Here is a 21,372-nt window from a genome sequence, read left to right as displayed (position 1 = left end):
TTCTGGGCCGTCTCGGCAGGTCAGCCCACCTTTGGTCGTCTTCGCTCGGGGTTTCTGGGGTGGCCTGGTGGCCGCGCTTGGTCCCACGAGCTGTCCCACGAGTCCCATGCTTGTCGACTACTGCGAGCTCCGGCTTCTCGCCGAGTGCCGCGATGGCCCTTTCCCGGACTTGAGGGCTCCGCTGAACGTATCCACGGGTCTGGTTTAGGGCAGAGTGCCCCATGAGGTCGGCTAGCTCGAAGGCGTCGATACCGCCGCGAGCTAGCCGCGTTCTTGGCGGCCCGCTGTAGGTGCGCCTTCTGGTTCGACGGAGTCATCGGCCGACCGTTTGGAGTCCGCAGAACCAACTCAGTTTCGCATTCCTCGCCGTTCAGGTGAGGAATCCCACAGCCGCGGGTCAGATCTCTGCCTTCGAGCCGCCTGCGGATGATCTCGATTGCCTTCTTGGTCAGTGGCACGAAGCGCGAATCGTCGTCCTTCGGGTAGGCGCGAATCGCTTTCTTGGCCGCCACGTACACTTCGGCGATTTCGAGCCATCCTGAATCGAGATCGACACGGTGGACATGAAGACCGGCTAGCTCTCCCGGGCGGAGGCCGGTTTCGAAAGCGAGATCGATTGCATCCCGGGCCTCCTCCGAAAGCTCCTTCCGCAGGCGCTCCGCGTTGTCCTCAGTCATGAATTTCTTGGACTTCTTCGGGATCTTCGGAAGACGAATGCCAGCACAAGGGGAAGCAATCAGGATGTCTTGCCGGAGCGCTTCCAAGGACACCCCGACCCCCGATGCACCGCCGCCGGTCGACGACATCGAGTTCAACGCCCTGGTGCTGTTTGGGCGCGAACTTGGCGCCACCTGCATCGACCGCACACCCGAAAAAGCCCCATTCTGAAGTGGAGCCGAGCCGTGATCACGCCCCAGCGCTATCGCATCCGAACCGCCGAGATCGACCTCCGAGATCGTCGCGTACCTCGACCGGCGAAAGACCAGACACGGCACGGCGAAGGCTGCTTGATCGTTGTCGCAGGTCAGGTGTAGTGTGACGCTTTGAGTCGGTACTCCCTACCCAAAGCAGGTTGAGGCGCCGGTTCGAGGCCCCCGACGATCACACCGATCGGTGGACGCACGACCAGCGACCGCACCAAGCCAACCGCGCGCAGCAAGTACGTCTCCGGCGATGCCCAACACGGATTGGCCGACTTCACCGGGGACAACCGCGACCAGTGCTCCTGCATCACCTGGATGTCCCTGGTGCTTGCCGAATCGCTGCGCGTTTCCCGGCCCGGCTCTCACTGCCTGGTGTTCACCGATTGGCGCCAGCTGCCCGCAACGAGCGATGCGCTGCAGGTGGGCGGTTGGACGTGGCAGGGAACGATCGTGTGGCACAAGCCGCTCGCGCGTCCGCGCCGCGGAGGGTTCAAGGCCAATGCGGAGTTCATCTTGTGGGGCTCCAACGGGCCCTACGACGGCAAACGAGATCTGTACCTGCCGGGCGTGTTCTCAGCATCCCAGCCCAGCGGCAGACAACGCCGCCACATCACGCAGAAACCCGTGGACGGGCGATGTTCGACCACGCCAACGCGCAATCACTGTGCGCCGAGTGCCACAACCGCAAGACCGGGGCCGAGAACGCCCGGAGGCAGCGGAAACTGGGATAACACAGAGCATCGGACCGTTACGCTCCTCGTGTGGCAAACGTGTTGGCTGGAATCATTGGCGCATTGCTGGGGTTCTCGGGCGCTCTGCTCGGGGCTTGGATCAAAAGCCAGGGTGAGCACCGCAGATGGCTGCGTGACCAGAAGCTCGCCAGCGCCGCCGAGATGGTAAGCGCAGGCACCAACATCTACGAGTTCCGCAGTGGCAGCAAGGACTGGATCGAATCGTTCGAACCAAGCGAGCTGCGCGAATGGCAGTCCCAGCTGCAACGTGGGCGCGCGGCCATCCATCTGCTGTGTACTCAAGAGACCCGTGATCACGCGGGTGCCTTCGTCAAGTCGTGTTGGCGTGCGAAGGACGAGGCCGAGACAATCCGAGCACTGAGTGCGTTCACCGCGTCGCTCCGGAAGGAGATCGGCAGCAAGTAACTCCCGTCGGGTCGATCACACCGACCTCCCTTTGCTCCGTGCACCCGATGAGGGTTGCGCGGGGCGCCTTCGTTTTAGCTTGGGAATGTTGATGGAGACACGATCGTCACAACGCTCTGCCAGGTGGTCAGCGTTCGTCCTCCGAGGAAGATTGCCGGGTTGCCTCGGGCATGCTCGGCTGGTCAGTCATACGTCACCCCGTCTTCGAGCCAGGTTTCGTCGGAGAAGTCTCCGTCGTCATCTGCCCACGTTGGGTTGGTAGGGCGCTTGGTGTCGCTCGTCTGTGGTGGTTCTTCGTCGGTGGAGTCGGTGCTGATGAACGACGATACGGCGGAGAACAGGTCGGCCATGTGATCGTTCGTCGACATCTGCTCGACGAGCGTCTGCGGTGTGATCGTTCCGTCGAGGTAATCTCGGATAGTCGACGATTCCACGCGGTCGAGCACGTCAGGCTTGCGGTCACGAAAAAATGTTCAGGTAGAGGTATGCAAGCCGCCGCAATAGAAAAACGACCAACGCCAGGAACAGGAAAATCGCGAGCGCGATGAGAACTGGCCACCCCGGGGTGTTGCGGAGGTAGCTGCGGCTGAGGAAGCCGGGCAGCAGTCGTCTCCGTTGTGCACGGGTCTTGTCCCGGTGCTGGGTGTAACGCCCTGTGGGCTTGGCCTTCTCGAACCGGTCGAATGGGATCAGTCCATCGTCCTGGCTGTGTGCTTCCTCGTCTCCATCGCCGTCGTTGCGCGGAGGCGGTGCGTTGCTGTCCTTCGACACATCATCCCCCCCGACGCCCGTCGACAGCTCGGTCAACTGCCTGCTGCTAGCTTGATCATTTCCGCCGCATGGTAACTGTGCTGCCTGCAACCAGGTGGCGATTCGGACAGGTTCGACCCACGGATCAGGTGCACCCGGCGTCACCAAACGCGCTCTTTCCGCTCGGTTTGGCATTCACTGCACCATCCGAGTGAGACTCCTTTCACCCAGGCCGTTCCGGAGTCTTGTACGGCTCGTGTCGATATGCTGCCGTGCGGCCGATCGGCCCGAATGCCCGATGCGGAATCTCGCAGGGGACCGGGGTGGAGTGCAGTTTCTGGGAGTTCGGTGCCATCGTGCGCCACGAAAAGGCCCGCCACGAAGCCGGGGCAGTCTCGGCGGCGGAGGCGCAGCGGAAGTTCGATGTGCCAACGTTCGTGACTTCCCGCAGCAGCGGGCTTGACCAGCCGGATGATCCTCGGGCCACGCTGTCGGTGTCCGAGACACCAAGAACCTCGACCGCGGCACCCTGGTGTTCGACCGCTCCGCGCGGGAAGCCTTCCTTCCTCGGCTCAAGGCCGGTCGCTTCGATCTCTGAAGGATGGCCTAGCGCCGCGGGCCCCGATCCAGCTGGACCGGGGGACCGCGACTTTTAGGCGGTGTGTCCCACATCTGTCCCACGAGTCTCGTTCCGCCACAGGCAGGGGCCTCGCTCGCCCGTTCGACTACGAGGAGTGGAACGCCAACGGCGCCGGGACCAATTGATCCCTCCCGTGGCTGGTCGGCGAGATGCCGCCGGGGTTTCGCGGAGCGCACGATCGGTTGGCCGCCGCCGCGGCGTCGAGGGCCTGGTGTCGTAGCCGGACAGGTGTCACGTACCCTGGAAAAGCTGGCTTCGGACGACGCGCTGTCCATGCTGTGTCGTCCGCCGATGCCGCACCACCTGCCGGATTTGAATTGACCACCGAAACTTGTGATGTCTCAGAACCGTGAAGCGCGCACCGCGCACGTCGGCCCTTGGGTGATCGACACCCGGGAGATCGGCCACCGGGCGGGCAGCAGCCGTGCCTACACCCGCCGTGCTCCGGCGCCTGCCGGGTTCGGGCTGGACATGATCAACGTGCCGGAGGGCGAACCGGTGGAGCTCGACCTGCTGGCCGAGTCGGTGGTGGAGGGCGTGCTGGTGTCGGGTACCGCGGTGGCCACGTTGGCCGGCGAGTGCGTCCGGTGCCTGGACCCGATCTCCGACGAGGTCGAGGTGGAGGTCCGGGAGCTGTTCGCCTACCCGGACAGCGCCACTGATGTCAGCACCGATGACGACGAGGTGGAGCGGGTCGTGGACGACCTGATCGATCTCGAACCGGTGGTGCGGGACGCGATGTTGCTGTCGCTTCCCTCGGCGCCGTTGTGCTCGCCGGACTGCCCGGGGCTGTGCACCGGGTGCGGCGTGAAGTGGGCCGAACTCGCCCCGGATCACACCCATGAGACCATTGATCCTCGCTGGGCCGCACTGCAAGAGCGGTTCCGCGGGACCGAGGAGGAGAAGTAGTCGTGGCCGTCCCGAAGCGCAAGATGTCCCGGGCCAACACCCGTCACCGCAGGTCGCAGTGGAAGGCCGCGGCTCCGACGCTGGTGCAGTGCTCCAACCGCGCCTGCCGCGAGCCGAAGTTGCCGCACGTGGTCTGCCCGGCCTGCGGCCAGTACGACGGCCGCCAAGTCGTCGAACCTGCCTGATCGGCGGTCGCGTAGTGGGGGGAAAGCAGTCGCGGGCCAGGAACGTCGACCGGGCTCTGCTGTTGGGAGCGCTCGGCGTCGAGCTCGACGCCGAGCTACTCACGCTTGCTCTGACCCACCGCTCGTACGCCTACGAGAACGGCGGCTTACCGCCGAACGAGCGGTTGGAGTTCCTGGGGGACGCAGTGCTCGGGCTGGTGATCACCGATCGCCTGTACACCGAGCACCCGGACCTGCCCGAGGGGCAGTTGGCGAAGCTGCGCGCCAGCGTGGTCAACATGCACGCGCTGGCCGGGGTGGCTCGCGGGCTCGGTGAGGGCGGCCTGGGTGAATACCTGCTGCTGGGTAGGGGTGAGGAGCTCACGGGGGGCCGGGACAAGGCGAGCATCCTCGCGGACGGGCTGGAAGCCGTGCTCGGCGCGGTGTACCTGGCGAAGGGCATCGACGTCGCCCGCGATGTGGTCCACCGGCTGTTCGAACCGCTGCTGGCCGAGGCGCCGCAGCGCGGGGCCGGGCTGGACTGGAAGACGAGCCTGCAGGAGTTGACCGCGTCCACCGGGCTCGGCGTGCCGGAGTACCGCGTCGAGGAGCAGGGCCCGGACCACCGCAAGGAGTTCAGCGCCTTCGTGTCGGTCGGTGGGCGGACCTTCGGTCGCGGCGACGGCCGCACCAAGAAGGAAGCCGAGCAGAAGGCGGCCGAGGCGGCTTGGCGGCAGCTGTCCGAGCAGCCCGCGGACGACGCGGAGTCGTCCTCCGCCTGAGCGCTGGGGCCGCGCGTTGTGGTCGGACACACGTGGTCGAAGATGTTTTCGTGCCTGAGTTGCCAGAGGTCGAGATCGTTCGGCGCGGGGTCGCCGAGCATGCGGTTGGCCGGAAGTTGTCCAGCGTTGAGGTTCTGCACCCGCGCGCGGTCCGTCGGCACGTGCCCGGTCCGGACGACCTCGCCGGTCGGCTCGCGGGGCGATGCCTGAGCGCGGCTCGGCGGCGCGGCAAGTACCTGTGGTTCGAACTCGGCGACGAGCCCCGGTCGGCGGCGCTGTCCGGTGGTGAAGCGCTGGTGGTGCACCTGGGGATGAGCGGTCAGCTGCTCGTGCAGCCCGCCGACGCGCCGGATGAGAAGCACCTGCGGGTGCGGTTGCGGTTCGCCGACGGGGGTCCGGAGCTGCGCTTCGTCGACCAGCGCACGTTCGGCGGGCTGCACCTTGCCGAGTTGGTCGAGGTGGATGGGATCGCGCTGCCGAAGCCGGTCGCGCACATCGCGCCCGATCCGCTCGAGGCCGTGTTCGACGTGGACGCGGTGGCGGCGCGGCTGCGGGCCCGGCGCAGCGGCATCAAGCGCGCGTTGCTGGATCAGAGCCTGGTGTCCGGGGTCGGCAACATCTACGCCGACGAGGCGCTGTGGCGGGCGAAGCTGCACTGGGCGCGGCCCACGGAGACCCTGACGCGCCCCAAGATCCGCGAACTCTTCGAGGCCGTCACCGCGGTCATGCAGGAGGCGTTGCACGCGGGTGGCACCTCGTTCGATGCCTTGTACGTCAACGTCAACGGTGAATCCGGGTACTTCGACCGGTCGTTGGCGGTGTACGGGCAGGCTGGGCACCCGTGCCCGCGGTGCGGCGCGTCGATCCGGCGCGATGCGTTCATGAACCGCTCGTCGTACACCTGCCCGGTGTGCCAACCCAAACCCCGCAACGCCCACCTCTGACCGCGTCCGCCCAGTGACCACAGTGGGCTGGTAGGCATCCGCGCCGTTGGTGCTCAGGTTGGGTTCTGGCAGTCGTAGAGGTGGGTGGTGGCTTTGGCGTCGCCGCCGTATTCCTCGGGCGCCACGAGCTGGCAGTGGCTCGCCACCCAGGCCATCGATGCGTCGACCACCTCCGTGTCCACCTCGCCGCCCATGCTCTGAACGCCGGAGCTCCCGCTGGTCCACACGTAGCGCAGCTCACCGGCTCCGATGTGCTGCTTCAGCTGGTCGACCGTCGGGGTCGGGTCGTTGCCGTTGTATCCGCCGATGGCCATCACCGGTTGGCCGGTGGCCAGGATGATCGGCGCCGCGACCATCGAACCGACTACGCCGACCAGCCAGGTCTCGCCCTGGTGGTGCTCGGTGAGGTAGCGGATGAGCTGGTCGCTGACCTGCTCGTCGCGTCCTCCGCGCATTTCCTGCGGCCCGCGCTGACCAGCGAATCCGGGTGGTGCTTGGCCATCCGGCCCGGCGGGCTGCGGACCGCCCGTCCGGCCCGGCATCCGCATACCGCCTGGGCCGCCGCGCGATCCGCCGCTTGGACCCGCTGCGGGGAACGTTGCGGCCACCGGGGTGGACAGCGGTGTCAACGCGTATGCGGTCGGCCCGGCCAAGGCGGCGATCAAGCCCACCAGCGTCGCCGCGGCGATCAGCCGCCGGTGTCGGCGTCGCCGGACGCGTGGGAGCAACAGCGGGACTGCCATCCCAGTCGTCGCCAGAACGGTCACCGCGATGATGACCGGTGCCAGCCACGGGACGAAATCGGCGCTGCCGCCCAGCAAGTGAGCAGCCCAGCACCCGGTGGACGCGATTGCGACGGGTAGCAGCAAACCCCACCACTCGGTGCCCCTGGCCAGTCGCGCCATGCTGGCCACGCCCATGCCGACCACCACCGCGAGCGGGGCGGCGAGCGCGACGGTGTAGTAGGTGTGCCAGATCCCGGAAGCGGCGGTGAACACCGCTGCCGTGATGACGAGAGTTCCGGCCCAGAGCAGGAAATCCGCTCGCTGGGCGTCGCGTCGCGGACGGCGCCACAGGTGGACGATCACGGCGACGGCCCCGAACAGCGCCAGCGGGTACAGCCAACCGATCTGGGTTGCGATCTCGCCGCTGAGCAGTCGCGTCCAACTGGCGTCGTCCATGCCGCCGACCATGCGCGCGCCGCCAGGCGGCATGCCCCCGGCGGGCATCCCACCGAACAGGCGCATCCCGCCACCGCCAGGCGTGCCACCGCCACCCATCATGCCGGGCGACATGATCCGGTCCTGGCCTCCGACGCGGCCCAACCCGTTGTAGCCCAGCAGCAAATCCCGAACCGTGTTGTTGGTGCTGCCGCCCACGTACGGCCGCGACGACGCCGGAACCAGGTCCACAATGGTCACCCAGAACAGGCTCACCACGCCGAGCACCACCGTGGCCGCACCGAGGTTGAGCAGTTTGCGCGGCCAGCGCGGCGGTGCCGCCAGCAGGTACACCACCGCGATCACCGGCAGCACGAAGTATGCCTGCAACATCTTGGTGTTGAACGCCAGACCGACCGCCACCGCGCTCCAGAGCAGCGGCGGCAGCTTGCCGGATCGGATCGCGTTGGACGCCGCCCACAGCGCCACGGCCAGCAAGAACGCCAGCAGCATGTCCGGGTTGTTGTGCCTGGCCAGCACCACCGCGATCGGTGTCAGGGCCAGCGCGAGTGCGGCGACCGTCGCGCCGACATGCCCGAAGCTGCGGCGCACCACGTGATGCACGATCCAGACCGTCAACACGGCGGCGAGTGCTTGCGGTAGCAGCAGGCTCCAGGTGTTGAAGCCGAATGCGCGCGCCGAAAGCGCCTGGATCCACAACGCAAGCGGTGGCTTGTCGACGGTGATGAACGAACCCGCGTCCAGCGCACCGAAGAAGAACGCTTGCCAGCTCTGCGTCATCCCCAGCACCGCGGCCGAGTAGTAGGTGTTGGCCCACCCGTTGATCGACAGCGACCAGGTGCACAAGAACGCCGCCAGGGCCAGCACCAGCCACAGCGCGGGCCGGGCCCACCTCGGATCATCCGCTGGCCCGAGCAACAGGCGCCGACGTTCGGTGGTCATCTCGATCCCTCCACGCGTCCGGATACGCGCCTGACCTTGGCCTGCCGAGCTGGGAAGTCCGTGTGAGTTCGCTGCGAGAACCCGCGACTCCAGGCGGAAGTCGGTGCGTCGACGTCAGCGGAACCGGCGGCTCCCAGGGAATTCCCAGCTGACGCCCACCGCGTTCGCACCTCGATCCGGCTTGATGGCTACCGAACAGGCCAGCAGAGAGGTGGTGGGAGATGAGTGCCGTGCCGCAGGTCGGTGTCGACACCGTGCGCCGCGTGCCGCGCCGGACCGCGACGGTCGATGTGGTGATCCCGGTGCACAACGAGGAACGCTCGTTGCCCGGATGCCTGGAGGTGCTGCGCAAGTACCTCGCCGAGGGCTTCCCGTTCGCCTGGACCATCACGGTGGTCGACAACGCCAGCACGGACGGCACGCTGGGTGTCGCCAGGGAACTGGCCGGGCTGATGGACAACGTGCGGGTGCTGCACCTGGACCGCAAGGGCCGCGGGTTGGCACTGCGCACCGCTTGGGGCTACAGCGACGCCGATGTCGTGGTGTACATGGACGTCGACCTCTCGACCGGGTTGGACGCGCTGCTGCCGTTGGTGGCGCCGCTGGTCAACGGGCATTCCGACCTGGCCATCGGCTCGCGGCTGGCGACTGGCGCCCGCACGGTGCGCGGGGGCAAGCGGGAGCTGATCTCCCGCTGCTACAACAAGGTGGTCCGCTGGACGCACGGTGCCCGGTTCACCGATGCGCAGTGCGGCTTCAAGGCGGCCCGCGCGGATGTCGTCAAGCCGCTGTTGAAGCAGGTGCAGGACGATTCCTGGTTCTTCGACACCGAACTGCTGCTGTTGGCCGAGCACAACGGCCTGCGGGTGCACGAGGTTCCGGTGGACTGGGTCGAGGACGTGGACACCCGGGTCAACGTGGTCAAGACCGCCACCGACGACATCGCGGGCCTGGTCCGAGTGGCCCGCGCGAAGGTCACCGGCGCGGCGAAGGTCTCCGGCCTGCCGCAACGGCCCGCGCCGCGTGCGGTGCATCCCCAGGCGGTGTTGGCGAAGCGGGAGAACGGCCTGCTGTGGCAGCTGGTCTCCTTCGGCGTCATCGGCTTGGTGTCCACTGCGCTCACCTCGCTGCTCTACGCGATCTTGCGTTCGTGGTGGCCGCTGTTGCTCGCCAATCTGGTGGCGTTGACCGTCACCACGCTGTGGAACACCGAGGCCAACCGCAGGTTCACGTTCCTCAACCAGTCGAGCTCCTCCGGTCGCGTCCACCTGCAGGGGCTCGTCGTGTTCGCCCTGTACTACGTGGTGACCTCGGGTGCGCTGCTCGGGTTGCACGCCTGGCAGCCGGATCCCTCGCGGTGGCTTGAGGTCCTGGTGCTGGTGGTGTCCTCGGTGTTCGGCACCGCCCTGCGGTTCGTGCTGCTCCGGTCGTGGGTGTTCCGGCCTGCGGCCTCGTCTACCGAAAAGGAATCGTGATGACGACGGTCGAGATCCAACCGGCCGCCACCCGCGTGCCGAACCGTTCCGGCGTGCGGTGGCCGCGGTGGGCGTTGGCGGCGACCTGCGCGCTGTCCGCGGCGCTGTACTGCTGGGGAATCGGCGGCTCGTGGGCGAACTCGTACTACTCCGCCGCCGTGAAGTCGATGTCGCAGAGCTTCGAGACCTTCTTCTTCGGCTCCTTCGACGCCGCTGGCGTGGTGACCGTGGACAAGCCGCCGATGGCCCTGTGGTTGCAGGTGTTGTCGGTGCAGGTGTTCGGGTTCAACCAGTTCGCCGTGCTGTTCCCGCAGGCGTTGGCCGGGGTCGCGGCGGTCTTCCTGCTGCACCGGACGGTTCGGCGCTGGGCGGGCGAGCACGCCGCGCTGCTGGCGGCATTGGTGCTGGCGCTGACCCCGATCACGGTCGTGATCAACCGGGACAACAACCCGGACACGCTGCTGGTGCTGCTCGTCGTCGCGGCCGCGTACGCGATGACGCGGACGTTCGGTTCGCGCAACGCCACGGGATGGCTGGCGCTGGCGGCGTTCTTGGTCGGCTGCGGCTTCCTGACCAAGATGTTGCAGGCGTGGATGGTGCTGCCCGCGTTCATCGCGGCTTACCTGATCGGCAGTCGGGCTGGGTGGGGACGGCGGGTGCTGGACCTCGGCGTGGCTGCTGCGGTGCTGCTGGTCAGCTCGTTCTGGTGGGTCGTCGCGACCACTCTGTGGCCCTCGCCGAAGCCCTACATCGGCGGTAGCGAGGACGGTTCCGCTTGGGACCTGGTGTTCGGCTACAACGGTTTCGGCCGGATCTTCGGCGGCGACGGCAACATGGGCGGCGGTTCCGGCGGTCCGAGCGGCGGAGGCGGCGGTTTTTCCGGTCAGTCCGGGATCCTGCGGTTGTTCAACGAGCAGCTCGCCGGGCAGATCAGCTGGTTGCTGCCGCTGTGCGCGCTGGTGCTGATCGCGATGCTGGTCGTCGGCGTTCGGCACTGGCGCGGCGGCGGGCCGCTGGAGCGGGAACGGGCGGCCGGTTGGGTGCTTTGGGGCGGCTGGTTGGTCGTCATCGGCCTGATGTTCAGCTTCGCGCAGGGCACGATGCACCCGTACTACACGACGATGCTCGCGCCTGCGGTCGGTGCGGTGGTCGGCGCGGGTGTGGTCCGGTTCTGGCGTTGGTACCGCGAACCCCAGGGCAAGGCGTGGCTGCTGCTACCGGTCGGCCTCGCGATCACGGTGGCGTGGGCGATGGTCGTCGTCGCGCGCGACCTGAGCTGGCACGCGTGGGCCGGGTACGCGGCCGTGGGTGCCGGTGCGCTGGCGGTGGTGGTCTTGGTGGTCGGTCGGCGCGGCCGGGCCGGGCTGGCGAAAACCGGGCTGGTGCTGAGCTTGGTCGCGGCGCTCATGGTGCCGACCGCGTGGTCGGCGATCGGTGCGGTCAGCGGGCAGAGCGGCATGGGCGGGGCGAACCCGACGGCCGGTCCGGCGACGGGCATGGGCGGTCCTGGTGGTCGTGGACCGGGCGGTATGCGGCCGCCTGGCATGGGAGGCGACGGCATGCGGCCGCCCGGCACCGGCGATGGCTCGAACGAGCCGGGAGCCGGGCAAGTCATGATCTTCGGCGGCATGGGCGACGAGTCGCTGAGCGACGAGCAGCGCAAGTTGCTCGACTACGTCCAGGCCAACGCCGGTGGTCTCCAGGTGCCGCTGGCGGTGGAGGGCGGCGCGCACGGTGCGGCGGCCTACATCATCAACTCGGATCTCACGGTCGTCGGGATGGGCGGTTTCACCGGCAGCGACGACGCCCCGTCGGTGGCCCAGCTGACCGAGTGGAAGCAGTCCGGCCAACTCGGCTTCGTCCTGCTCGGCGGCGGTATGGGCGGCGGAGCCCGCGAGCGGGACGGCATGCGCCTGCCGAACGGCGTGGAGTCGCCAGGGGGCATGCAGCCGCCGGAAGGAATGCGGGGCGCCGGTGGTCCGGGCGGGCAGCTCAGCAGCGAGCGCGAGGAGTGGGTGAAGCAGAACTGCACCCCGGTCGATCCCGCGGCGTGGGGCGGTTCCGCCGACACCTCCCAGGAGCTCTACGCGTGCCAGTGATCACCCCGAAGCACCGGTGAGAGCCGCGGGTGTCGTGGGCAGTCGCGACACCCGCGGCTGTGCTCGGGGCGTGGATCTGGTGCGCGTTCGGTCGGGTTCTTGGAGGTCAGGGGCGGTTCCCAGGTTCTGTCCAGCGTTTTCCCAGGGAGGTGGTCGATGCTTGGGGGCGTGGCGGATACCAACAACGCACGGGTGCTGGTCGTTGACGACGAGCCCAACATCCTGGAGCTGCTTACTGCGGCGCTGCGGTTGAGCGGTTTCGAGGTGCGCGGCGCGGGAACCGGCGCCGAGGCGTTGCGCGCCGCCGAGGAGTTCCGGCCGGACATCGTGGTGTTGGACGTGATGCTGCCGGACCGGGACGGGTTCTCGGTGGCCACTGAGCTGCGCGCGGGCGGAAACTCCGTTCCGGTGCTGTTCCTGACCGCGCGCGATGCCGTCGAGGACCGCATCGCCGGGCTCACCGCCGGTGGCGACGACTACGTCACCAAACCGTTCAGCCTGGACGAGGTGGTGCTGCGGCTGCGGGCGATCCTGCGCCGGGTGCGGCCCGCGCAGACCAATGACGCCCGGCTGCGTTACCACGACCTGGAACTCGACGAGGAGACCTACGAGGTCCGCCGGGCCGGTCAGCTGGTGAACCTCTCGCCGACCGAGTTCAAGCTGCTGCGCTACCTGCTGATCAACGCCGAGAAGGTGGTCAGCAAGGTGCAGATCCTGGACCGGGTGTGGAACTACGAGTTCGGCGGGGACAGCCGCATCGTCGAGTCCTACATCAGCTACCTGCGGCGCAAGATCGACTCGGTGTCGCCGTCGCTGATCCACACCATCCGCGGGGTCGGCTACGTGCTGCGCCTGCCGCCGGAGCAGCGATGAGGATCTTCCGGACACTGCGCGGCCAACTGGTGCTGGCGCTGGTCGGGGCGCTGGTGGTCGGTCTGGTGCTGATGGGGTTCACCAGTGTCGCCCTGCTGAGCCGCTCGCTGGTCGATCGCACCGACGACCGGTTGGTCGAGCTGTCCCGCCCGTGGGAGGAAGGGCGCCATCCACCGCCGGATCCGCTGCGGGGACCGGATGTCCAGGACGGACCCGGACGTGGCGAGCTGCCCACCGACTTCCGGGTGGTGATCTTCGATTCCGGTGGCGGGCAGGTCGGCGCGATGCTCGGTCAGTCCGAGGGCGATCAGGGCGGGCCCGCGCTGCGGGATGCGGCGCACCGGCCGGACATCACGACCGTGCCCGACCGCGCCGGTGGCTCGGACTGGCGGGTGCGGACGATCATGCTGCCCAACGGGCGGTACGTCGTGCTCGCATTGTCGTTGGGGAACGTCGAAGCGACCGTGCGGCAACTGGTCACCATCGAATTGGTGGTCGGTGCCATCGTGCTCGTCTTGTTGGCCGCGGGGGCTGCGGCGACGGTGCGGTGGAGCCTGCGACCGCTGAACCGGATCGAGCACACCGCGGATGCCATCGCAGCCGGACAACTCGATCGGCGCGTGCCGGATCAGGATCCGCGCACCGAGACCGGACGGCTCGGCAAGGCCCTGAACACCATGCTCGGGCGGTTGGTCGACGCGTTGCAGCAGCGCGAGCAGTCCGAACACCGCCTGCGGCGGTTCATCGCGGACGCCTCGCACGAGCTGCGGACGCCGCTGACGTCGATCCGGGGATTCGCGGAGCTGTACCGGCGCAGTGACCAGCACCGTCCGGAGGACGTGCGGACGATGATGCACCGCATCGAGTCCGAGGCGGTGCGGATGGGCGGGCTGGTCGAGGACCTGCTGCTGCTCGCCCGGCTGGATCGGGAACGCACCATCGATCTGGTCGACCTCGATCTGGTGCCGTTGGTGCATGACGTCGTGGACGACGGACGGGTGCGTGATCCCGAGCGGGAGATCACCTTGCGAAGTCCGCAGCGCGCGCTGCGCGTGCTCGGCGATGGTGCCCGACTGCGGCAGGTGTTGACGAACCTGGTGAACAACGCATTGGTGCACACACCGCCGCGATCGCCGATCACCGTCGAGGTCTCGCACGGCTCGGTCGGGGGCTATGCGCTAGCCGCAGCGGGCGCGGAGCTTCCGCCGGGCACCGCGGTGGCGATGGTCTCGGTGACCGACAGCGGTCCGGGCATTCCGCCGGAGCACGCCAGCCGGATCTTCGACCGCTTCTACCGGGTGGACGACGGCCGCCACCGAGCCGCTGGCGGCACCGGACTGGGCCTGGCGATCACGGCGGCGATCGCGGAAGCCCACAACGGCCGAGTGGAGCTGCACGCCAACCCCAACGGAGGCAGCGCCTTCCGACTCCTGATCCCGTTGACCTGACCCGGCTGACACGCAGAACGCGTGTTGGCGCCCGAATTCAGGGAAATTCGGAACCCCACCGGGCCCGCGGGTGTTCTCGCGAAGCCGGCACCGGCGCCGCCGCGCGTGGTGTGCGAGGCGGCGCCGGTGCGCCTGTCAGAGTTTGATCGTTGGGTTGTGGATGTCGAACCAGGTCGAGAGGTCGAGAACCCGTTCGAAGGTGAAGCGGGCCAACGTGTCGATGTGGGCCGGGTCCTGTGCCAGGGCTTCGGTCAGCCACTTCTCGTTGAGCAGCGACAACGCCGGGTCACCGGCGCTGACCAGGTCGGCGACCTGCCGTTGCAGCACCGCCGCGTACTTCGGATCCTGTGTGGACGGATACGGGCTCTTCACCCGCTCCACCACCGACTTCGGCAGCACGTCGGCGGTGGCGTGCCGCAGCAGGCTCTTCTCCCGGCCGTCGAAGGTCTTCAGCTCCCACGGGGTGTTGAAGACGTAATCCACCAGCCGGTGGTCGCAGAACGGCACCCGCACCTCCAAGCCGACGGCCATGCTCATCCGGTCCTTGCGGTCCAGCAGGATCCGGACGAACCGGGTCAGGTGCAGGTAGCAGATCTCCCGCATCCGGCGGTTGAAGGCGCTCTCCCCGTCGAGCACCGGGACCGAGCTGATGGCCTCGCGGTAGCGGCTGGCCACGTAGGACTCCAGGTCCAGCGCCGATGCCACGTCCGGGTTGAGGGTGTCCATCCGCCCGCCCGCGGGTACGCGGACCGCGGTAGCCAGCCACGGGAATGTCGGGGCCTGCTGCACCTGCGGGTCGTGGAACCACTTGTAACCGCCGAAGACCTCGTCCGCCGACTCGCCCGAGAGCGCGACGGTGGAGTGCCCGCGGATCGCCTTGAACAGCAGGTACAGCGACTGGTCCATGTCGCCCAGACCCATCGGGAAGTCCCGCGCCTGCACGGTCGCGCGCCGCACCTCCGGGTCGGCCAGCGTGTCCGGATCCAGCACGATGTCCTGGTGCTGCGACCCGACGTGCTCGGCGACGTCGTGCACGTACGGCGTGTCCGGCGTGCCGCGCATCTCGTCCGGCACGAAGTGCTCGGTCTGGCCGACGAAATCGACCGCGAAGCTGCGCACCTTCTCGCCGTGGCGGCCGAGTTCGAGCCCCGAGAGCGCGGTGATCGCGCTGGAGTCCAGGCCGCCGGAGAGCAGCACGCAACGCGGCACGTCGGAGATCAGCTGGCGCGCGACGATGTCGTCCAGCAGTTCGCGGACGTGCCCGACGGAGGTCTGCTGGTCGTCGGTGTGCGCGACGGCCTGCAACTGCCAGTAGGTGTGCTCGCGCAGGCCCTTGCGGTCCACGGTGACGATGGTGCCCGGCTCGACTTCGCGCATGCCCGCCCAGATCGCCTCCCGAGGCGTCTTGACCATCGCGAACAGCTCCCGCAGCCCGTTCAAGTCGACGACCTTCTCGGTCAGCGGGTTCGCCAGGATTGCCTTGGGCTCGGAGCCGAACAGCACGCCGTGCTCGGTCGGGTAGTAGTACAGCGGCTTGATGCCCATCCGGTCGCGGATCAGCAGCAGCTGGTCGGTGCGGGTGTCCCAGACGGCGAAGGCGAACATGCCGTTGAGGTGCTCGGCGACCTGCGCGCCCCATTCCAGGTAGCCGTGCAGCACGACCTCGGTGTCGCTGTCGGTGTCGAAGCGGTGGCCCCGGCGGCGCAGTTCGTCGCGCAGCTCGGTGAAGTTGTACGCCTCGCCGCTGTAAACGATCGTGACCTCGCCGTCGGGCGTCTCGGCAACCATCGGCTGCGTTCCGCCGGGCAGGTCGATGATGGCCAGTCGGCGGTGGCCCAGGGCGGCGTGCGTACGCACCCAGGTGCCACTCGCGTCCGGACCTCGGCAGGACATCGTCGCGCACATCTCGTCGATGACGGGCTGTTCGCGGGTCAGGTCGCGCTGGAAATCGATCCAGCCGGAGATGCCGCACATTTGGGTCTCCTTACTGCTAGTCGGTTATGTGCGGATGGAGTGCCCTGCCGTTTTGGTCCTGTTTCGACCTATTCGGGGCGGGTGTGCAAAAACACGCCATTCCTTAGCAATGTTAATGAGATCGTTTCACCTGCGAAACACTTAACGGAGTGAAATCACCCACTCACGAACCGTGTGGATCAACGAAACCGCCCGAAACCGGGCGTTCGTTCACTCGTTCAGGAGCATCAAGAACTCGTCAAAGCGCTGCTTGCGGCCGTCAAGGAGCCGTCATGGGTCTCGACTGGACCTGGCGGCGGGCCTTTCGCTTTACGGAGGCGGTCACCGAGGTCCGGTGACCGGGTTCTAGTGAGGAGTGCGCAGCGGTGGCTGATCTCGCCTACGCCGTGTTGCTGATCGGCGGGTTCCTCGTACTCGCTTTGACCCTCCGCGGTTTGGAGCGCTTGTGAGCACTGTGCTTGCCAACGTCGCCGGTGGCGTGTTGGCGCTGCTGTTGATCGGTTACCTGTTCGTCGCGCTAATCCGGCCGGAGAAGTTCTGATGAGTCCCCTCTTGGTCGGCCTGGTCCAGGTCGGCCTCCTAATCCTGGCCATCGGAGTGGTCTACCGGCCTCTCGGTGACTACATGGCCCACGTGTACACCAGCGAAAAGCACTGGCGCGTCGAGAAGGCGGTGTACCGCCTGGTGCGCATCAACGGTGACGCCCAGCAGCGTTGGACCACCTACGCCACCGGTGTGCTCGGCTTCTCGTTCGTCTCGATCGTGCTGTTGTACCTGTTGCAGCGGTTGCAGCCGTTGCTGCCGTTGAACTTCGGGCGCGGCTCCGTCGAGCCCGCGATGGCGTTCAACACCGCGGTCAGCTTCGTGACCAACACGAACTGGCAGTCCTACATCCCGGAGGAAGTCCTCGGGCACACCGTTCAGATGGCCGGGCTGGCCGTGCAGAACTTCGTGTCGGCAGCGGTCGGCATGGGAGTTGCGATCGCACTGGTGCGCGGGTTCACCGCCGCCGGTACCGGCCGCCTCGGCAACGTCTGGGTGGACATCACCCGCGGTTGCACCCGCATCCTGCTGCCGATCGCGGCGATCTCGGCCGTCCTGCTGGTCGCGCTCGGCGTGACGATGAGCCTGGCCCCTGGGATCGACGTCGTCGGCCTGGACGGGCAGGCGCACACCATCGCCACCGCGCCGATCGCCAGCCAGGAGGCCATCAAGGAACTCGGCACCAACGGCGGCGGGGTGCTCAACGCCAACTCGGCGCACCCGTTCTCCAACCCCGGCGGCATCAGCAACCTGCTGGAGATCTTCCTGATCCTGGTGATCCCGCTGGCGCTGACCCGCACCTTCGGCACCATGGTCGGCGACCGTCGCCAGGGCCGGGTGCTGCTGTCGGTGATGGTCACCATCATGGCGCTGATGACCGCGGTGGTCTGGTGGGCCGAAAGCCACCCGAACGGCCCCGCGGCGCTGGCCGCCGGTGGTGCCCTCGAAGGCAAGGAAGCCCGCTTCGGCCTGTACCTGTCCGGCCTGTTCGCGGTGGCCACCACCGGGACCTCCACCGGCGCGGTCAACTCGATGCACGACAGCTTCACCGGACTCGGCGGTGCGGTTCCACTGCTGAACATGCTGCTCGGCGAGGTCGCACCCGGCGGTGTCGGTGCCGGGCTGTACGGCATCCTCATGCTCGCGATCATCGCGGTGTTCCTGGCCGGTCTGATGGTCGGGCGCACGCCGGAATACCTCGGCAAGAAGCTGGGTCGGCGGGAAGTCACCGCGGCGGCCGTCTCGATCCTGGCGATGCCCACCATGGTTCTGCTGGGAGCCGGTGTCGCCATCGCCTTACCGTCCACAGGGGACGCACTGAACAACACCGGTGCGCACGGCCTTTCGGAGGTGCTGTACGCCTTCGCCTCGGCGGGCAACAACAACGGCAGCGCCTTCGCGGGGATCACTGTGACCAGTGACTTCTTCCAGGCCACGCTGGGGCTCGCGATGCTCTTCGGGCGGTTCATACCGATCCTCGCGGTGCTGATGCTGGCCGGTGCGGTCGCCCAGCAGCAGCGGGTTCCGGCCACCGCGGGCACGTTGCCCACCACCGGCCCGCTGTTCGCCGGGCTGCTCGGCGGCACCGTCATCCTCGTCGCGGCGCTGACCTTCTTGCCAGCGCTCGCCCTCGGCCCGATCGCGGAGGCCCTCGCATGACCACGACTTTGGAGAAACCCAAGCAGACGCGGGAGGAAACCGGCCCGCGGAAGCTGTCCGCGGGCGCGTTCAGCCCGCGCCAGCTGTGGACCTCGTTACCCGAGGCCCTGCGGAAGCTGAACCCGAAGCACCAGCTGGCCAACCCGGTCATGTTCGTGGTCTGGGTCGGTTCGGTGCTGACCACCGTGCTCGCGGTGACGGATCCGGACGTCTTCAGCATCTCGGTGGCCGCCTGGCTGTGGTTCACCGTGCTGTTCGCCAACCTCGCCGAAGCGGTCGCCGAAGGTCGCGGCCGGGCGCAGGCGGAATCGTTGCGGCGCACCAAGACCGAGGCGGTCGCGCGGCGGCTGGTCGACGGCGTCGAGGAGCGGGTGCCGGGCACCGCGCTGCGCATCGGCGACCGGGTCGTGGTCGAGGCCGGTGAGGTCATCCCCGGTGACGGGGACGTGGTGGAAGGCATCGCCACCGTCGACGAATCGGCGATCACCGGTGAATCCGCGCCGGTGATCCGGGAGTCCGGCGGCGACCGCTCCGCGGTCACGGCGGGCACCACGGTGCTGTCCGACCGGATCGTCGTGGAGATCACCACCAAACCCGGTGAGACCTTCGTCGACCGGATGATCGCGCTGGTGGAAGGCGCGCAGCGGCAGAAGACGCCGAACGAGATCGCGCTGACGATCCTGCTCTCCACGCTGACGATCATCTTCCTGCTCGCGGTGGTCGCCCTGCAGCCGATGGCCGGTTACTCCGGTTCGCTGCTATCGGTGATCACGCTGACGGCGCTGCTGGTGTGCCTGATCCCGACCACGATCGGGGCGCTGCTGTCCGCGATCGGCATCGCGGGCATGGACCGGTTGGTGCAGCGCAACGTGCTCGCCAAATCCGGCCGTGCCGTGGAGGCCGCCGGGGACGTGGACACGCTGCTGCTGGACAAGACCGGCACGATCACCTTCGGCAACCGGCGGTGCACCGAGCTGCTGCCGGTCGGCGGTGCGACCCTCGGCGAATTGGCGCAGGTCGCGCGGCTGTCCAGCCTCGCCGACAAGACCCCCGAGGGCACCAGCATCGTGGCGTTCTGCGGCGAGCAGTTCGGCCTGCCGACGCAGCCGCAGGCGGCCGAGCTCAACGCCGAGGAGGTGCCCTTCACCGCGCAGACCCGGATGAGCGGCATCGACATCGACGGCCGCGAGATCCGCAAGGGCGCCACCAGCGCGGTGCGCACCTGGGCCGGAGGCATTTCGCCCGAGGTCGTGGAGCTGACCGACAACATCGCGGCGCAGGGCGGCACCCCCCTGGTGGTCGCCGAGCGCAGCGGCGGGGTGACCCGCGTGGTCGGTGTGATCCGGCTGTCCGACGTGGTCAAGCCCGGCATGAAGGAGCGGTTCGCCGAGCTGCGCGCGATGGGCATCCGCACTGTGATGATCACCGGTGACAACGAGCTCACCGCCAAGGCCATCGCCGCGGAGGCTGGCGTCGACGACTACCTCTCCGAGGCCAAGCCCGAGGACAAGATGGCGTTGATCAAGGCCGAGCAGGAAGGTGGTCGGCTGGTCGCGATGACCGGTGACGGCACCAACGACGCGCCCGCGCTCGCGCAGGCCGATGTCGGTGTCGCGATGAACACCGGCACCGCGGCGGCCAAAGAGGCCGGGAACATGGTCGACCTCGACTCCGACCCGACCAAGCTGATCGAGATCGTGGAGATCGGCAAGCAGTTGCTGATCACCCGCGGCGCGTTGACGACCTTCAGCATCGCCAACGACCTGGCCAAGTACTTCGCGATCCTGCCAGCGATGTTCGTGGCGATCTACCCGCAGTTGGACGCGCTGAACATCATGCGGCTGGCCACCCCGACGTCGGCGATCCTGTCCGCGGTGATCTTCAACGCGCTGATCATCGTGGCGCTGATCCCGCTGGCCCTGCGCGGGGTTCGCTACCGGCCGAGCACGGCCAGCGCGCTGCTGCGGCGCAACCTGCTGATCTACGGCCTGGGCGGCATCGTCACGCCGTTCGTCGGCATCTGGCTGATCGACCTGTTGATCCGCTTCATCCCGGGAGTCGGCTGAGGCGGTCGTGAGTGGCAGTGGTCGCTCAAGCAGCCATTGCCACTCACGACCCGACTGCGGTCCACACAAGAGAGGTACCGATGAAGAAGACACTGCTGCGCCAGACCCTGGCGGGGTTGCGGCTGTTGCTGGTGGCGACAGTCGTGCTCGGCGTGGCCTACCCGTTGGCGATCTGGGGCATCAGCCGGATTCCCGGTCTGCAGGCCAACGCCGAGGGATCGCAGATCGTGGTGGACGGCCGGGTGGTCGGCTCGTCGCTGATCGGCATCGACCCGGTGCCGACCGATCCGGCGCACGACCCGTACTTCCACACCCGCCCGTCGGCCTCCGCCGAGGGCAACCTGGGGCCGGGTGACCCGGCCACCAGTGGCGGTTCCAACTACGGCGGCGCCAACGAGGACCTGCTCGCGGCGGTGCAGGAGCGCCGCACCGCGATCGCGGCCCGCGAGGGCGTGGCCCCGGAGCAGGTGCCGACCGACGCGGTCACCGCCTCGGCCAGCGGCGTCGACCCGAACATCAGCCCGGCCTACGCGGCGTTGCAGGCCGCGCGGGTAGCGCGCGTCACCGGTCTGCCGGTGGACGAGGTCAACCGCCTGATCGCCGAGAACACCTCGGGCGGTGTGACGAGCGTGCGCGTGGTGAACGTGACGACCCTCAACGTCGCGGTCCAGCAGGCCATCCGCTGACCCGGCGCAGCGGGGGGTGGGGGGGCGCGCGGGGGGGGGGCCCCCCCCGGGGGGGGCCGGGGGGGGGGGGGGGGGGGGGGGGGGGGGTGGGGGGGGGGGGGTTTTGGGGGGGGGGTTTGGGGGGGGGGGGGGGGGGGGGGGGGGGGGGGGGGGCGGG

The 21,372-nt window shown here is 68.2% G+C and carries 20 protein-coding genes; 15 read left to right on the top strand and 5 right to left on the bottom strand.

The annotated features are described in order from the left end of the window. Positions 1-20: 20 nt before the first annotated feature. Positions 21-677, bottom strand: a complete 657-nt coding sequence (locus MOQ72_RS45825; RefSeq protein WP_372495618.1) for a tyrosine-type recombinase/integrase — start codon at positions 675-677, stop codon at positions 21-23. On the opposite strand from MOQ72_RS45825, the gene MOQ72_RS36040 reads away from it, so the two are divergent. Continuing rightward, entirely contained in the window at positions 676-888 is a 213-nt protein-coding gene (locus MOQ72_RS36040) for a hypothetical protein (protein WP_242190316.1), read from the top strand. The genes MOQ72_RS45825 and MOQ72_RS36040 overlap by 2 nt on opposite strands. A 796-nt stretch (positions 889-1,684) precedes the next feature. Next, complete coding sequence (locus MOQ72_RS36035; RefSeq protein WP_242190315.1) at positions 1,685-2,080, top strand: hypothetical protein; 396 nt, start codon at positions 1,685-1,687, stop codon at positions 2,078-2,080. 182 nt (positions 2,081-2,262) lie between these two features. Here the strand turns inward: MOQ72_RS36035 and MOQ72_RS36030 are convergent, their stop codons facing one another. Together MOQ72_RS36030 and MOQ72_RS36025 are read right to left on the bottom strand one after the other, a co-directional pair. Then, positions 2,263-2,526 carry a hypothetical protein gene (locus MOQ72_RS36030; protein ID WP_242190314.1) on the bottom strand — a complete coding sequence of 88 codons (264 nt, stop codon included), beginning with the start codon at positions 2,524-2,526 and terminating at the stop codon, positions 2,263-2,265. 13 nt (positions 2,527-2,539) lie between these two features. Beyond that, a complete protein-coding gene (locus MOQ72_RS36025) occupies positions 2,540-2,887 on the bottom strand; it encodes a hypothetical protein (RefSeq protein ID WP_242190313.1) in 348 nt (115 codons plus the stop codon). 472 nt (positions 2,888-3,359) lie between these two features. On the opposite strand from MOQ72_RS36025, the gene MOQ72_RS36020 reads away from it, so the two are divergent. The 5 genes from MOQ72_RS36020 to mutM all read left to right on the top strand — a co-directional run bounded on the left by MOQ72_RS36020 (position 3,360) and on the right by mutM (position 6,269). Then, positions 3,360-3,428: a hypothetical protein gene (locus MOQ72_RS36020; RefSeq protein WP_242190334.1), complete on the top strand. Its 69-nt coding sequence runs from the start codon at positions 3,360-3,362 to the stop codon at positions 3,426-3,428. A gap of 378 nt (positions 3,429-3,806) precedes the next feature. Next, the gene (locus MOQ72_RS36015) at positions 3,807-4,379 is read left to right on the top strand and encodes a YceD family protein (RefSeq protein ID WP_242190312.1); all 573 of its coding nucleotides are present in this window, start codon (positions 3,807-3,809) and stop codon (positions 4,377-4,379) included. 2 nt (positions 4,380-4,381) lie between these two features. Continuing rightward, complete coding sequence (gene rpmF / locus MOQ72_RS36010; RefSeq protein WP_242190311.1) at positions 4,382-4,564, top strand: 50S ribosomal protein L32; 183 nt, start codon at positions 4,382-4,384, stop codon at positions 4,562-4,564. Between the two features lie 14 nt (positions 4,565-4,578). Then, positions 4,579-5,325 (top strand): ribonuclease III, encoded by a 747-nt coding sequence (rnc, locus tag MOQ72_RS36005; RefSeq protein ID WP_242190310.1) that lies wholly within the window; start codon positions 4,579-4,581, stop codon positions 5,323-5,325. A 50-nt stretch (positions 5,326-5,375) separates the two neighbouring features. Next, positions 5,376-6,269 carry a bifunctional DNA-formamidopyrimidine glycosylase/DNA-(apurinic or apyrimidinic site) lyase gene (gene mutM, locus MOQ72_RS36000; protein WP_242190309.1) on the top strand — a complete coding sequence of 298 codons (894 nt, stop codon included), beginning with the start codon at positions 5,376-5,378 and terminating at the stop codon, positions 6,267-6,269. 53 nt (positions 6,270-6,322) lie between these two features. Here mutM and MOQ72_RS44830 read toward each other — a convergent pair whose 3' ends face one another. Further along, entirely contained in the window at positions 6,323-8,392 is a 2,070-nt protein-coding gene (locus tag MOQ72_RS44830) for a glycosyltransferase family 39 protein (RefSeq protein WP_277955209.1), read from the bottom strand. 221 nt (positions 8,393-8,613) lie between these two features. Here MOQ72_RS44830 and MOQ72_RS35990 point away from each other — a divergent pair, with 221 nt between their 5' ends. The 4 genes from MOQ72_RS35990 to MOQ72_RS35975 all read left to right on the top strand — a co-directional run bounded on the left by MOQ72_RS35990 (position 8,614) and on the right by MOQ72_RS35975 (position 14,287). After that, positions 8,614-9,867 carry a bifunctional glycosyltransferase family 2/GtrA family protein gene (locus tag MOQ72_RS35990; protein WP_242190308.1) on the top strand — a complete coding sequence of 418 codons (1,254 nt, stop codon included), beginning with the start codon at positions 8,614-8,616 and terminating at the stop codon, positions 9,865-9,867. Beyond that, the gene (locus tag MOQ72_RS35985) at positions 9,867-11,966 is read left to right on the top strand and encodes an ArnT family glycosyltransferase (protein ID WP_242190307.1); all 2,100 of its coding nucleotides are present in this window, start codon (positions 9,867-9,869) and stop codon (positions 11,964-11,966) included. The genes MOQ72_RS35990 and MOQ72_RS35985 overlap by 1 nt, the downstream gene beginning before the upstream one ends. Positions 11,967-12,122: 156 nt before the next feature. After that, positions 12,123-12,839, top strand: coding sequence for a response regulator transcription factor (locus tag MOQ72_RS35980; protein WP_242190306.1), 717 nt, complete (start codon positions 12,123-12,125; stop codon positions 12,837-12,839). Continuing rightward, positions 12,836-14,287 (top strand): sensor histidine kinase, encoded by a 1,452-nt coding sequence (locus MOQ72_RS35975; protein ID WP_242190305.1) that lies wholly within the window; start codon positions 12,836-12,838, stop codon positions 14,285-14,287. The genes MOQ72_RS35980 and MOQ72_RS35975 overlap by 4 nt, the downstream gene beginning before the upstream one ends. A gap of 135 nt (positions 14,288-14,422) precedes the next feature. Here the strand turns inward: MOQ72_RS35975 and asnB are convergent, their stop codons facing one another. After that, positions 14,423-16,261, bottom strand: coding sequence for an asparagine synthase (glutamine-hydrolyzing) (asnB, locus tag MOQ72_RS35970; protein ID WP_242190304.1), 1,839 nt, complete (start codon positions 16,259-16,261; stop codon positions 14,423-14,425). Positions 16,262-16,706: 445 nt separating this feature from the next. On the opposite strand from asnB, the gene kdpF reads away from it, so the two are divergent. The 4 genes from kdpF (at position 16,707) to MOQ72_RS35950 (ending at position 21,215) form a co-directional block, all read left to right on the top strand. Next, on the top strand, positions 16,707-16,802 hold the full coding sequence (kdpF, locus tag MOQ72_RS35965) for a K(+)-transporting ATPase subunit F (protein WP_010305839.1): 96 nt from the start codon (positions 16,707-16,709) through the stop codon (positions 16,800-16,802). Further along, a complete protein-coding gene (gene kdpA / locus MOQ72_RS35960; RefSeq protein ID WP_242190303.1) occupies positions 16,802-18,463 on the top strand; it encodes a potassium-transporting ATPase subunit KdpA in 1,662 nt (553 codons plus the stop codon). The genes kdpF and kdpA overlap by 1 nt, the downstream gene beginning before the upstream one ends. After that, positions 18,460-20,529 carry a potassium-transporting ATPase subunit KdpB gene (kdpB, locus tag MOQ72_RS35955; RefSeq protein ID WP_242190302.1) on the top strand — a complete coding sequence of 690 codons (2,070 nt, stop codon included), beginning with the start codon at positions 18,460-18,462 and terminating at the stop codon, positions 20,527-20,529. The genes kdpA and kdpB overlap by 4 nt, the downstream gene beginning before the upstream one ends. Positions 20,530-20,609: 80 nt before the next feature. Beyond that, a complete protein-coding gene (locus tag MOQ72_RS35950; protein WP_242190301.1) occupies positions 20,610-21,215 on the top strand; it encodes a potassium-transporting ATPase subunit C in 606 nt (201 codons plus the stop codon). Positions 21,216-21,372: the final 157 nt, after the last annotated feature.

Origin of the sequence: Saccharopolyspora soli, from assembly GCF_022678645.1 — a bacterium.
Taxonomy (GTDB): Bacteria; Actinomycetota; Actinomycetes; order Mycobacteriales; family Pseudonocardiaceae; genus Saccharopolyspora; species Saccharopolyspora soli.
The sequence above is the reverse complement of the archived record's forward strand: the minus strand, read 5'-3'. Positions and strand labels throughout refer to the sequence as shown.